Annotated in this window: 14 protein-coding genes; 5 read left to right on the top strand and 9 right to left on the bottom strand. The window is 47.9% G+C overall.

Translation table 11 applies throughout. The features are described 5' to 3' along the window. Positions 1-135 precede the first annotated feature (135 nt). The 4 genes from LOZ80_RS36170 (at position 136) to LOZ80_RS36155 (ending at position 4,895) form a co-directional block, all read left to right on the top strand. Positions 136-816, top strand: coding sequence for a response regulator transcription factor (locus LOZ80_RS36170; protein ID WP_189011869.1), 681 nt, complete (start codon positions 136-138; stop codon positions 814-816). Next, positions 813-2,192, top strand: a complete 1,380-nt coding sequence (locus LOZ80_RS36165; protein ID WP_238169000.1) for a sensor histidine kinase — start codon at positions 813-815, stop codon at positions 2,190-2,192. The genes LOZ80_RS36170 and LOZ80_RS36165 overlap by 4 nt, the downstream gene beginning before the upstream one ends. Positions 2,193-2,264: 72 nt before the next feature. Then, positions 2,265-4,484, top strand: a complete 2,220-nt coding sequence (locus LOZ80_RS36160) for an MMPL family transporter (protein WP_238168999.1) — start codon at positions 2,265-2,267, stop codon at positions 4,482-4,484. Positions 4,485-4,577: 93 nt separating this feature from the next. Further along, positions 4,578-4,895 (top strand): dehydrogenase, encoded by a 318-nt coding sequence (locus tag LOZ80_RS36155; RefSeq protein ID WP_238168998.1) that lies wholly within the window; start codon positions 4,578-4,580, stop codon positions 4,893-4,895. 232 nt (positions 4,896-5,127) lie between these two features. On the opposite strand, the gene LOZ80_RS36150 is transcribed toward LOZ80_RS36155, so the two are convergent. From LOZ80_RS36150 to LOZ80_RS36135, 4 genes are all read right to left on the bottom strand, one after another. Further along, a complete protein-coding gene (locus LOZ80_RS36150) occupies positions 5,128-5,337 on the bottom strand; it encodes a hypothetical protein (RefSeq protein WP_238168997.1) in 210 nt (69 codons plus the stop codon). 321 nt (positions 5,338-5,658) lie between these two features. Further along, a complete protein-coding gene (locus tag LOZ80_RS36145) occupies positions 5,659-5,871 on the bottom strand; it encodes a hypothetical protein (RefSeq protein ID WP_238168996.1) in 213 nt (70 codons plus the stop codon). Between the two features lie 575 nt (positions 5,872-6,446). Next, entirely contained in the window at positions 6,447-6,677 is a 231-nt protein-coding gene (locus LOZ80_RS36140; protein ID WP_238168995.1) for a hypothetical protein, read from the bottom strand. A gap of 69 nt (positions 6,678-6,746) precedes the next feature. Continuing rightward, positions 6,747-8,045 (bottom strand): alpha-glucosidase/alpha-galactosidase, encoded by a 1,299-nt coding sequence (locus LOZ80_RS36135; protein ID WP_238168994.1) that lies wholly within the window; start codon positions 8,043-8,045, stop codon positions 6,747-6,749. A 145-nt stretch (positions 8,046-8,190) separates the two neighbouring features. On the opposite strand from LOZ80_RS36135, the gene LOZ80_RS36130 reads away from it, so the two are divergent. Further along, positions 8,191-9,045 carry an AraC family transcriptional regulator gene (locus LOZ80_RS36130; protein WP_238168993.1) on the top strand — a complete coding sequence of 285 codons (855 nt, stop codon included), beginning with the start codon at positions 8,191-8,193 and terminating at the stop codon, positions 9,043-9,045. Positions 9,046-9,109: 64 nt separating this feature from the next. Here LOZ80_RS36130 and LOZ80_RS36125 read toward each other — a convergent pair whose 3' ends face one another. From LOZ80_RS36125 to LOZ80_RS36105, 5 genes are all read right to left on the bottom strand, one after another. Beyond that, entirely contained in the window at positions 9,110-9,526 is a 417-nt protein-coding gene (locus LOZ80_RS36125) for an exosporium protein C (RefSeq protein WP_238168992.1), read from the bottom strand. A 158-nt stretch (positions 9,527-9,684) separates the two neighbouring features. Then, positions 9,685-9,978, bottom strand: coding sequence for a Dabb family protein (locus LOZ80_RS36120; protein WP_238168991.1), 294 nt, complete (start codon positions 9,976-9,978; stop codon positions 9,685-9,687). Between the two features lie 130 nt (positions 9,979-10,108). After that, positions 10,109-10,963, bottom strand: coding sequence for a DUF2167 domain-containing protein (locus LOZ80_RS36115; protein ID WP_238168990.1), 855 nt, complete (start codon positions 10,961-10,963; stop codon positions 10,109-10,111). 102 nt (positions 10,964-11,065) lie between these two features. Then, a complete protein-coding gene (locus tag LOZ80_RS36110) occupies positions 11,066-11,755 on the bottom strand; it encodes an NAD(P)H-binding protein (RefSeq protein ID WP_238168989.1) in 690 nt (229 codons plus the stop codon). 19 nt (positions 11,756-11,774) lie between these two features. Further along, positions 11,775-12,572, bottom strand: coding sequence for an RDD family protein (locus tag LOZ80_RS36105; RefSeq protein WP_238168988.1), 798 nt, complete (start codon positions 12,570-12,572; stop codon positions 11,775-11,777). Positions 12,573-12,594 lie beyond the last annotated feature (22 nt).

Below are 12,594 nucleotides of genomic sequence, written 5' to 3'. Positions count from 1 at the left end.
CACCTGATTCCCATTGCCCGGAGATCTTCTCTCTCGGCTCAGTGAAACAGAAGTGGCAATAAGGTTTTTTTTCGTTTACACTGGTGCCAAGTTCACTGCTTGCAATAGATTTTAAAAGAAGAAGGTGCTTGCCTCTTGAAAACTCATATTCTGGTCGTCGATGACGATGCGCATATTCGCGAACTGCTGCGTTTTTTATTTTCGAAGGAAGGCTATACCGTGTTTGAAGCAAGTGACGGGGTACAAGCTTCCGCGATACTGGAAGTCGAACAAGTTCATCTAGCCGTTGTCGATGTGATGATGCCGCTGAAAGATGGTTTGGATCTCTGCTCTGATATTCGTTCGACCTACGATATTCCTGTGATGCTCCTAACCGCCAAAGGCGAACTCGAAGATAAGGAGAAAGGCTTTCAGTCCGGGACAGACGACTATATGGTCAAGCCTTTCGAACCCAAAGAATTGTTGTTCCGGGCGCGCGCCCTTTTGCGGCGTTATCAGCTCGTATCTTCTGAGATCATTTCACTGAATCGAACCATTATTAATCGTAAAAGCTATGAAGTGACCGTGGGCGATGAAACCCTCCTCCTCCCGCTCAAAGAGTTTCAACTGCTTGCACAGTTGGCAAGTCATCCCGGACGCATCTTCACACGGGAACAGTTGATTCAGATGCTTTGGGGCACGGATTATGAAGGTGACAACCGGACGATTGATGTCCATATCAAGCGCTTGCGCGAGCGCTTTTATGATATTTCGCATGATTTCGTCATTACAACGGTGAGAGGACTGGGGTATAAGCTTGAGGTGACCGAAGGGTGAAATCACTTTATATTCGCATCGTTGCTACTTTCATTATCATCGCTATGTTCAGCAGTCTTCTTGCTCTTCTGCTCTCCAACTATTATTACGTGGCCAAATTAAGAGAACAGAACGAAGAACAAATTTGGACGATCACGAACGAGATACGCACGCTCTATGAACAAGTGCCTGATCTTGAACCCGCTGCTTACTTCACGCATATCGCGAATATGGGTTTCCAGTTGTACACGGTGAATGGCGATATGGACGGCGTCTTCTACGGAACTCCGTTTAAGCATACCGCGATGGACCCCGAGCAAATCCGACAGGTGTTGAATGGACAAACGTATCGCGGCATGCTACAGGAGCGCCATTTCCTTATGGTGACCGGCTTTTTTGAAAATAGCATTCGAAACAGTATCGGAGTGCCGATTCAAGTGAAAGGTAAGCCTTATGCACTCTTCGTGCGCCCGAATCTGGAACAGCAAATCGGCGGTGTCCGCATCCTCATGGCCTTCCTGTTAGGTCTGACTTTCCTGTTCAGCATTCTGCTCATTATCATTTTCTCCCAGTACATTGTTAAGCCCGTTAAGAAACTGACCACTGCGACCCAACGAATCGTTGGCGGGCATTATGAGATTAAGATGGACGTCACGCGGCAGGATGAGATCGGAGAACTAGCCCGAAACTTCACATTCATGGCCCAATCTCTCCAACAGCTCGACAATATGCGGCAGGAATTCGTTGGCAATGTTTCGCATGAAATTCAGTCTCCTTTAACGTCCATCCAAGGCTTTACACAATCGATTCTCGACAAGGAAACGTCAGAAGAAGAAAAAGAGCGCTATCTGGCGATCATTCTAGAAGAAAGCAAGCGCATGTCCTCACTCAGCAAACAGTTGTTGACTCTCGCCTCATTGGACAAAGAAAACCATGTCGTCAAACGCAGCGCCTATCGCCTGGATGAACAAATCCGCCAAATTCTCATCCTTACCGAATGGCAATGGACGGAGAAGTCGATCGCAATTGAGCTCACGATGCCCGAAGTGACGATTACCGCGGACACTCAACTGCTGCACCAAGTGTGGCTGAACTTCATCACGAATGCGATTAAATTCTCTCAGCCCGGTGATACGCTGCGCATCGAGATTCAGCAATTGGCAAGCGAGATTGTCGTTGTGATTCATGATTCTGGCATCGGAATTCCGGAGGCAGAAGTCGCTCATATCTTCGACCGCTTCTATAAAGCGGATAAAGCCAGAAATCGCGCGAACGCCGGCAGCGGCTTAGGCTTATCGATCGCGCAGAAAATCATTCAGCTTCACCAAGGAAGCGTCGAAGTGATGAGCGAGCTCGGCCAAGGCACCACGTTCACGATCCATCTGCCGCGTTTGTAACCAAACATTCATCATCCGTTCATATTCCTTTCCTACAATCCTAGTGAGGTTAAGGAAAGGGGTTTGAACCTAATGAATCGTTTCTTACAGCACTGGGCTCGCCTTGTCAGCAGTTCCAAGGGCGTCAAAATTGTTTTGATTAGCTGGCTCGCCATCATTATCCTATTAAGCGCTTTGGCGCCATCATCCAAAGAAGTCGCCCTCAGCGGAGGGGAAGGCAGCATCCATGAAGATACGTTATCCGCGTTAGCCAAGCAAATTATGCAGGAGCAGTATCCTACCCAAGATGGTTTAACGGCTCTGCTCGTTTTCCATGGGCAGCAAGCGATAACAGACGCCGAGCGCGCGTCGATCGGGAAACTGAGCGAATGGCTGAATTCGGATCAGAAGCCCGCCTTCCTTACAGGCGCAGTGCCTTTTCATCGGTTGCCCCAAGCGCAGCAGGATTCTTTATTCTCCGCGGATCATACAACGCTTCTACTGAGCGCTTCCCTGCAAAAAAATCTAGAATCCGCACAAATCTACGACACGCTTGATCAAATCCGCACCACCGCAAGTACGATGGGACTAGGTTCCCTTATACTAGACATCACAGGGCCTGCGGGCATCTCATCGGACACCATCATGCTTTTCAAAAAAGCTGACTTCGTCTTAATGCTCGCAACTGTCGTTCTGATTCTCATCATTCTAATCATTATTTACCGTTCGCCATTATTAGCTTTATTGCCCTTAGTGATCGCTGGCATGGTCTATCAGGTTGTGGATCGGTTGCTGGGATTAGCGGGCAAAATGGGCTGGTTCTTCGTTGAGAAACAGTCCCTCTCCATCATGATGATTCTGCTTTTCGCCGTACTCACCGATTATTGCTTATTTCTCGTAGCCCGCTTCCGGTCCGAATTGAAGCAAACTGACGCCAAACATACGGCTATGTCCAACGCTTTATCCAAAGTAGCGGAGCCTATCCTCTTCAGCGGCGGTACCGTGCTTATCGCGATGCTCACTTTATTCACAGCCGTCTTCAAGCCCTATCACCATTTCGCACCCGTATTTTCCGTTGCCATGGTCGTCATTTTGTTAGGCGGGTTAACCTTAATTCCGGCCGTATTTGCACTCGTGGGGCGCAAAGCCTTCTGGCCGTTGATTCCCAAAAAGCAACTGACGACGCAAACGGATGAACACCCCAAAGGTTTCTGGGGCGCAATCAGTGCTTATGTCACGAAAAAACCTGCCTTTACAGCGCTTGTCTTGGTCATCATCTTACTGGTATCATCGCTTTCCGGTCTATCCATGCGCTATTCGTTCAACTTGATGAAGTCCTTCCCCAGCGATATTTCATCGCGGCAAGGCTTCGAAATTTTGCAGGAGCGCTTCCCTCCTGGCGAGCTGGCCCCGGTCACGATCCTTTTGAAATCGGACAGAGTGATCACTCTGGATGCTCCTTTCATCGATAAAGCGAACTCTCTGGTTCGTGCTTTGCAGGAACATAGCGGGGGCAGCAAGATCACGCCGAATATGGATTCGGCACTGCTGACAGCGAATAATCCTACTGCCGTAGCCATGCTCGCTGCGGATAAACATACGATCAAACTCCAAATGACGCTTACCGTGAACCCGTATGATCAAGAGGCGTTGAATCTAGTGCGTGATTTACGTGAGAACAGCGGAAACCTGCTGCACGACAGCGGATTCGATTCTTCGCAGTTTACGCTGCATTTCGCAGGACAAACAGCCGATCAATTGGATGTTCGCACCATGAATAAACGAGATACGGTTGTGCTTTTTGCGCTGATCACCCTATTTATTACGCTTATGCTGGTCTGGCAGGCTCGTTCCATCCGATTGGCTCTGACCATGATGGCTACCATGCTGCTCTCCTATGCGGCAACGATGGGGCTCCTCTGGAGTGTCTTCCACTTTGGGTTTGGTTATGAAGCTATCAGCTATCGATTGCCCGTTTATACCTTTGTCTTCCTCATAGCCCTTGGCGTCGATTACAACATTATACTGGTGTCGCGGATCAAAGAAGAAGCTCAGAATTTTCCGTGGCGAGAAGCGGTGCGGCGCGGTGTTGCCTTGACAGGCGGGGTCATTTCATCCGCAGGCATCGTACTTGCCGCTACATTCTGCGTGCTGATAACTCAACCTCTGCAAGAATTGATCTTATTCGGCTTCGCCATGGCAGCCGGGGTCTTGATCGATACCTTCCTGGTTCGAGGCATGCTGCTCCCTGCTCTTATGACATATCTAGGGCCGCGAACCTCTCTGGAGCAAACGAAATCCGTCCATCGCTAGTTTTCCTCCAACTTGGGCGCTATAGGTTCTTATCTCGAGTGGCTCTCTGCTCTCTCCATGCATACAAATAGCATAGAGGGAGTGGATACAGTCATGATTAACAACAAGCCGAGTGAGAAACACAAACAACAATTCCCTAGTGCACGCGGCATCCGCAGAGCTTGCAGCAAGGAATTGTATCGCACAATCAAGCGTTTGAAGGTCTGGCTATCTCCGGAACAAATCAAAGAGGCCGAAGAGCTCTATGTGAAGAAGGTCATGCTGAACCTTCCTTTCATCATCGACAACGGCAGCAACCGCAAGGCGCTCGCGGACTGGTTCGATACGCAAGTCGGACCCGAAATTGCCCCCATCTGGCAAGTGGAACTCGCAACCCTCAACCATGCGTTTCGCGACGCATTTGGCGGGTAATGAAAATGAAGGCCATGCGTATGTTACACACATACGTCATGACCTTTTTTTGTTGCCTAAGTCGGCTACTTTACGAACTCAATGACCTCAATTTGAAAAGCTAACGCGTTCCAGAAGCGTTAAGCTCATGTAAATGACCACCATTCCACCTATTCGCGCCTTCATAACACCTGTTGAGTTCGTTAGTTCTTCAAAGTAGCCAGTTTCTTGCCTATAAGCATCATGCAGTTCGTTAGCGTAGCAGTTTGATTATGAGGCGGCTTGGCTGTGCTCGACCGACTCGGATCGGCTCGATTCGGCTCGACTCGGATCGGCTCGATTCAGCCCGATTTACCTCGGCGTGACCTGTAACGCTGTTTTTCAGCGTTACGAGCCACACTTTGGCTCCAGACTCCGCTTTAACGCTGAATTTCAACCTTAACTCAACTGAATTGCCGCTCACCCTGCCATTTCTCTGCCCTTAACGCTGTTTTTCAGCGTTAACGGCCACACTTTAACCCCAGGCTCCGCTTTAACGCTGAATTTCAACCTTAACTCAACTGAAATTTTGATGGCCAGTGATATTCTGATGTCCGGTGCTCAGCTTCACTAATAGCTGCCCCAAAGGGCTTCTGCACCTGAAAGTCGGTTACTTTAAGAACCCAATAACCCTTATTTGGCCAAATTAGGGCAATTTAAAAACCTAACGCGTTCCAGAAGCGTTATCTCATGTAAATGACTACCATTCCACCTATTCGCACCTTCATAACGCCTGTTGAGTTCGTTAGTTCTTCAAAGTAGCCAGTTTCTTGCCTTTAAGCATCATGCAGTTCGTTAGCGTAGCAGTTTGATTGTTAGGAGGTTGGGCTGTGCTCGGCCGACTCGACTCGGATCGGCTCGATTCAGCCCGATTTACCTCGGCGTGACCTATAACGCTGTTTTTCAGCGTTACAAGCCACACTTTGGCTCCAGACTCCGCTTTAAGGCTGAATTTCAACCTTAACTCTACTGAAATTTTGATGGCCAGTGATATTCTGATGTCCGGTGCTCAGTTCCACCAATGACTGCCACAAGGGGCCATTGCAACTAGAACACGGCTATTTTACGAACCCAATAACCCTTATTTGGCCAAATTAAGGCAATTTAAAAACCTAACGCGTTCCAGAAGCGTTATCTCATGTAAATGACTACCATTCCACCTATTCGCGCCTTCATAACACCTGTTGAGTTCGTTAGTTCTTCAAAGTAGCCAGTTTCTTGCCTATAAGCATCATGCAGTTCGTTAGCGCAGCAGTTTGATTGTTAGGAGGCTTGGCTGTGCTCAGCTTCACCAAAGGCTGCCACAAGGGGCTATTGCAACTAGAACACAGCTAGTTTACGAACTTAATAACCCTTATTTGGCCAAAATAGGGCAATTTAAAAACCTAACGCGTTCCAGAAGCGTTATCTCATGTAAATGACCACCATTCCGCCTATTCGCGCCTTCATACCGCCTGTTGAGTTCGTTAGTTCTTCAAAGTAGCCAGTTTCTTGATTATAAGCATCATGCAGTTCGTTAGCGTGGTAGTTTGATTATGAGTCGGCCCGGCTTGCTCTGCTCTGCTCTGCTCGGCTCTGCTCGGCTCTGCTCTGCTCGGCCCGGCCCTGCACAGCCCTGCCCTGCCCTCTCAGCTCAGCTCGGCTCTTCCCTGCTTCTGCTCGACCCTGCCCCGCTCTGCCCCGCTCTGCCCCGCTCTGCCCTGCCCCGCTCAGCCCAGCTCCCACTCTCGCCTCCAGCACTACAGCATCACCACCGCCAGCCAAGCCAAAGAGGCCGCCCCAGGTTTTTCAACCTTCAGAGCCAGCCTCTTAGCTTTAGTGCTTCCTCAAAACCTAGTGATACTCCGGCAGCCATTTGCCATGTGCTTCGATTAATTCATCACACATCGCGACGATGTCGTCCATGGACAGTTCTGCCGCTGTATGAGGATCCAGCATAGCCGCGTGGTAGATATGCTCGCGTTTGCGCGTAATGGCAGCTTCAATCGTCAATAGCTGCGTATTGATGTTCGTACGGTTAAGCGCTGCAAGCTGCGGCGGCAGATCCCCTACATAGGTAGGCGTAACACCGTTGCGATCTACCAAGCAAGGCACTTCGACGCAAGCTTCGCGCGGCAAGTTGGTGATTAAGCCGGTATTCATGACGTTACCGCCAATTTTGTACGGAACGTCCGTCTCAATCGCTTCGAAAATATAAGAAGCATATTCATGGGAGCGCTCATGCGTCAAGTTGGCATCGTTAACGAGATCCTCGCGCATCTGCTTCCATCTGCTAATTTGGTCGATACAGCGGCGCGGATACTCATCCAGCGGAATGTTGAAGCGATCAACCAGCTCTGGATAACTGCGTTTGATGAAATACGGATGGTACTCCGCATTATGCTCGGAAGATTCCGTAATGTAGTGTCCGAACTTCAGCATCATTTCGAAGCGAACCATATCCTTGTGTTTCTCTTGCTGCTTCTCGGCAGCCCGCTTCTTGATTTCCGGGTACAAATCAATGCCATCCTTCGTTACTTCAAGCAACCATGCCATATGGTTGATGCCGGCAATTTTGGCTTTCACGCCTTCTTTCTCCAAACCTAAGCTTTTGAACAGCTCTGGAATACAGGTTTGCACACTGTGACACAAACCAACCGTACGCACACCACCGTAAGTATTCATTACATTCGTCAAAACAGCCATCGGGTTCGTATAGTTGAGGAACAGCGCATCCGGACAAACTTCACGGACATCAGCTGCGAAATCCAGCATCACAGGTATCGTACGTAAGTTGCGGAAAATACCACCGATCCCTACCGTATCTGCAATGGTTTGACGCAAACCGTATTTTTTCGGGATTTCGAAATCCGTAATTGTACATGGATCATAGCCACCTACTTGGATTGCATTAACCACATATTTAGCTCCGCTAAGAGCTTCTTTGCGGTCCGTATAAACTTTAATTGTAGAAGTGCTTCCACTTGTTTTCTTAATATTATTCAGCATGTTGGCTGAGTCTTGCAAACGTACATGATCAATATCAAAGAGAGCGATTTCAAAGCCTTGCAGAGCGGGTGTAAGCAAGCAATCTCCCAACACATTTTTCGCAAAAACCGTACTTCCTGCACCCAGAAAAGTAATCTTGGACATGTCTCATTCTCCTCTATTATGTGGTCGCTATTCCTATCTTCACTATAGCGCAGGATCCCGTGCAAACATATGGAACGAATGAACTCCTATATGGACATTTGTAGTTTATTAGGTTACTCTGAAATTAAAAACAGAAGAGGCTTCCATGAATGCGGACCATACTTATTTCAACTTAACGATTAATCCTCATCACAGCAGCAATGAATTATCCGTGCTTTTCAGCGGCGATGGCAAACCCGTGCCCCTTCACAAAATGGGGCCGGCGGTTCACGATTATTATCTCATTCATACGGTGCAAGCCGGCGAGGGTACTTTTGAGATGAACAACCGTTCCTATCCCTGCAAAACCGGAGATACCTTCTTCATCTTCCCAGGGGAACTGTTTAATTACATTGCCGATGCCCATCAACCATGGCACTATACGTGGGTAGCCTTTACTGGACGAGCAGCGGGAATGATGCTTTCCCAAATCGGCGTAACACCAGAGAATGCTGTTATTTCGGGGTGCAGCCCGCGTGTTCTCAGGCATCATTACCGCCATATTCGTTCCAGCTTTCAGCAATCTGCCTTTCCGGTTATGGAAGATATGGAAGCCGCAGGATGGCTTAGGCTCCTGATCCGCGAGCTAGGGCGGTCAAATACGCACCAAATGACAGCCAAGCCTGTTACCGAAACGGACATTGAACGTCAAATTGGTCAAGCCATCCGTTACTTGGAGCTGCAATACACCCAAACGGTATCCATTGAAGAGCTGGCTCACAAATTGGGGTACCATCGAACCTATTTATGTAAAATGTTCAAACAATACACCGGCTTCGCGCCTATGCAGTATTTATTCAAAATCCGTATGGAACGCGCCAAGCAGCTGCTAGAAACGTCCATGACCATTGATCAGGTGGCCTCCTCGGTCGGCTTCAATGATGCTCTGTATTTCTCGAAGCAATTCCGCAAATGGACCGGCACAGCGCCTTCTGTCTATCGCAAAGAACAGAAAAGTTAGCAATCTTAAAGCACAAACAAGCCCCCAACCCCACCTACAAACGTGGAATCGGAGGCTTATTGTATTAGATTGCGTTAATTACCAAAGCGCTCATTGTAATCGGTCCAATAACCGTTACAGATAAACCAGGTGTTAAAGCCTCAATGGACAATGTGTAACCGTGCGATCCTTGCGGCGGGTTGACGTCGATTGCTTGCAGCGTAGGAACATAATATTTCTCGAAACTAGCTTCGATCCCCAAACGAGCATAGTAGATTTCATGCCCGTCCCGGAAAATACGGAACAATACACTTCCAGTTCCCGCATCTCCTCTTATCCCCACAGTCGCTTTTACTTCAACAACGTTGGGAAAAGTGCCTGGAACGGAAACCCGAACCTCCGCAATGCCGACACCAGCCGGCGTCAAGGGGACCGGAATTTGCACCCCGTCCGTCACTGGTGTAACCGTAATGCCTTGGTAACTTTCAATTTGATTAGCCATTATATAATCCTCTCCTCTCTTGTTAAGATAAGATATGATATGTATCTGCTAGTTTAATAGATTGGACGAACTCCCCCATTCGTATAAAATCCGCAAAATGCCCTCTGGTTCCCAAAAAAAAGACGGGCAAGGACCATGTCCCTACCCGTCGCTCATCTTTAAATTTCGATATCCACAATTAAACTGTCTTCTCGACCTACTTCTCTGATATAGGCGGCAACCGCTTGATGCTCCGGGTTAGGACCATAAGCTTCAAGCGCTGCTCGATCTTCAAAACGCACGGATAAAACAACTTGATACCCTTTGTTCTTCTCAGAAAAGTTAATGCCGGCTTGAATATCGACGATACCTGTCAAATGAGCTCTCAGAGCTTTGAAACGGTCTACAACCTCTTGCATCTGCGCGTTTGTCGTCGTCTCTCCGAATTTAACGAGTACAATGTGATCAATCATGATAGAAACCCACTTTCTTCCAAACGTTATACAACGTTGATAATTAACGTGTTTAATCATAGCAGGAAGAAGCACTTTCGTCGATATGCTAGTGCAATCGCTGCTCTTGTGCCGCTCCACTGTCCTCTTATTAACCGTTCATATCTCGCCGCTGAAATCTTTTTTTGATAAACGTCCAAACAGCTCCAAGAGCAATTACGATGAGAACTGCGAACTTCTTTAGAAAGACAAGAATGAGAGCAATGAAACCGACCTTCTTAGCCACAGCTAGTCCTGCTCCTCCAAGTATCAGCGCGCTAAGTCCGTATTCAGACATCTTATCTTTGGCAGGATTGAAATCCTCGTACTTCTCACCTGGCTTCATCGTTAACTTAGGCAATAACTTCTCAGCAAGCACCTTCTTATCCGCTTCACGATGCGCAGGATCTGAGACTAGGATAACAGAAATATTCCCTTCCCTCGTTAAGATTCGCGTATTGTAGTTAAGAAACGTTGCTTTATTGTCATCCTCTGCCAGCAAAGACCACGTAAGTCCATGTGTTTTTTCATCATAAAAAGGTTCAATATCCCAACCCTTCACATGAATTCGCTGCCCCTCTTGGCGTTCTTTATTGGCAGCTTCAGTCCCTTTTTTATAACTATTCAACAGATCTTTGGCATCGATCTTCGTCTTTTCATCATCTTTGATATGACCTGATTTCTCATATTCCAGAATGACCGTCCATGTCTGATCGGCGTTTTTAGGAAAAATACTGCCCATCTCATTGCCTGTGACAGATTCATGATTTTCTTTACTCATTTTCTTCGTATTCTCGGCATCCAGAAACACAAATTCCGGTCCAAGATCAATCGCAGCTATCGGACCCAAATCTACTATTTTACCGCCTTCAATCCAAGTGTACTTACTTGTACTTTCTTCTGCACTTGCACTGCTGCCTGCCACCATACATAAAATAAGTGCCATCCAGCCTATTCGTTTAAGCATTCCGTTGTCCCCCATACCCTCTACAATGTTGTTTATATATTACAAACTTGAAACATTGTATGAGTATATCACGAATTGCTGTATTTATTAACCATTTTTTCATTAATTCAGGATATCCCCAAGTTCGGCAATCTGTGATGACAGCACAACGTGCGCCCCCGCACGACCTGATTTGGCCGATGCGATTAATCCTGCGGCAATAACCTTCGCCTGGATAGGCCGATACGTCCGAAGTCCGCCGATCATGAGCGGCGCTACCGCCCGCGATACCAAGCTGCCAATCTTCTCTCCCGCGCGAACTTCCTTGCGATCACCCAGTATCAGAGAAGGACGAAGCATGTATAACGCTGGGAGATTTAGCTCTCTTAGTTTCTCCTCGACCTCACCCTTCACCCGATTGTAAAAGATCGTGGACTTGCTGTTCGCGCCCATAGCTGTCACGATCGCAAACACATCCGCATTGTGAACACTTGCCAACTCTGCAAGATTCAACGGATAGGTCAGATCCACTTTGCGAAACTGCTCTTGCGAGCCCGCTTTCTTGATCGTCGTGCCCAGTGTACAGAACACATGCGCGTGCTCAATATCAGAAGCAGGAACATCCGCGTCCAAGTGATTGAAATCTGTTACAATCTGAACCAGTTTCTCACTGCCCTGCAGGTACTGCGTCTGTATGTTTGTGCGGACCAATGCAATCACTCTTTCATAGGCGCGATCTTGCAGCAATAACTGAATCAATTCACTGCCAACAAGTCCCGTGCCTCCGGCAACAATAGCTGTGTATCCCATCATGCTCCTCCTCTCGTCTTCCTCATACTTCCCAATCAGCCCTAAGAGCTTCATAGATATTAATTAAAAATAGAACAGGATCCTGCGTACTCCAGTGATTCAGCGCTAGTTTCTTGGCAAAATGCTGCGCAATCGGGCTCGCTAACTCAGCTAAACGATCGTTTGCCATCGTAGGTATTCGCTCTACCCAGGCCTGCAAGAGCTGCCAATCCTGATCTGTAATCTCTGCCCTTTGGGCTTCTTCCATATCCAGTGCAAGGAGCGGATAATTCTTTTTGGAGATTGCTTTCTCCAACTGTTTGCGGCGTTTCATCCGTTCGAATCGCGCTTCGACAACCACGATTGTCCCAGCGACCATATCCCCGATGCGCTTATCTTTGGCGCTAAACAGAATGCTGACGGCGCCTAGAAAATAAAACGTCGGCATCATATCGAGCAGTCGAAATAGATTGCGAATAAGGATGGATAACAACGTAGCGGATTGGCCGTTGTTTTGAAGCACGCGCAGCCCAAGCCATCTTTTGCCCCATGTTTGTCCGCCCATATAAGCTTCTGTACAAACAAAATACCCTAAATTGAGCAAGATTAACAAAATAATCGAAAATGCCAACAAGTAATCGGCTACAGCAGGCAGCCAGCTGCCTGAATATAATCGGCTTACGAGCAGCGCAAATACAAATAAAAGACTGTTGACGACTAGCAAAATCAGCGCATCAAGGATGTGCGCCAGCGATCGGCTGCCGATGCCTGCTGTATGGAATTGCAGCTGCACCTGCTCCGGGGTGATGATCGTTACTTTTTTATCCAGAGACTCGTTCATAGCATCTCCTTGCGATTTCAAA

It is taken from the genome of Paenibacillus sp. HWE-109, from assembly GCF_022163125.1.
Taxonomy (GTDB): Bacteria; Bacillota; Bacilli; order Paenibacillales; family NBRC-103111; genus Paenibacillus_E.
This window is presented reverse-complemented; position numbering and strand designations above follow the sequence as displayed.

What these genes read in the sequence shown, in the direction of transcription:
- LOZ80_RS36155 (WP_238168998.1), top strand. Translation starts at nt 4,578, where the DNA reads ATGATTAACAACAAGCCGAGTGAGAAACACAAACAACAATTCCCTAGT.
- LOZ80_RS36125 (WP_238168992.1), bottom strand. Translation starts at nt 9,526, where the DNA reads ATGGCTAATCAAATTGAAAGTTACCAAGGCATTACGGTTACACCAGTG.
- LOZ80_RS36120 (WP_238168991.1), bottom strand. Translation starts at nt 9,978, where the DNA reads ATGATTGATCACATTGTACTCGTTAAATTCGGAGAGACGACGACAAAC.
- LOZ80_RS36115 (WP_238168990.1), bottom strand. Translation starts at nt 10,963, where the DNA reads ATGCTTAAACGAATAGGCTGGATGGCACTTATTTTATGTATGGTGGCA.
- LOZ80_RS36135 (WP_238168994.1), bottom strand. Translation starts at nt 8,045, where the DNA reads ATGTCCAAGATTACTTTTCTGGGTGCAGGAAGTACGGTTTTTGCGAAA.
- LOZ80_RS36160 (WP_238168999.1), top strand. Translation starts at nt 2,265, where the DNA reads ATGAATCGTTTCTTACAGCACTGGGCTCGCCTTGTCAGCAGTTCCAAG.
- LOZ80_RS36105 (WP_238168988.1), bottom strand. Translation starts at nt 12,572, where the DNA reads ATGAACGAGTCTCTGGATAAAAAAGTAACGATCATCACCCCGGAGCAG.
- LOZ80_RS36110 (WP_238168989.1), bottom strand. Translation starts at nt 11,755, where the DNA reads ATGATGGGATACACAGCTATTGTTGCCGGAGGCACGGGACTTGTTGGC.
- LOZ80_RS36130 (WP_238168993.1), top strand. Translation starts at nt 8,191, where the DNA reads ATGAATGCGGACCATACTTATTTCAACTTAACGATTAATCCTCATCAC.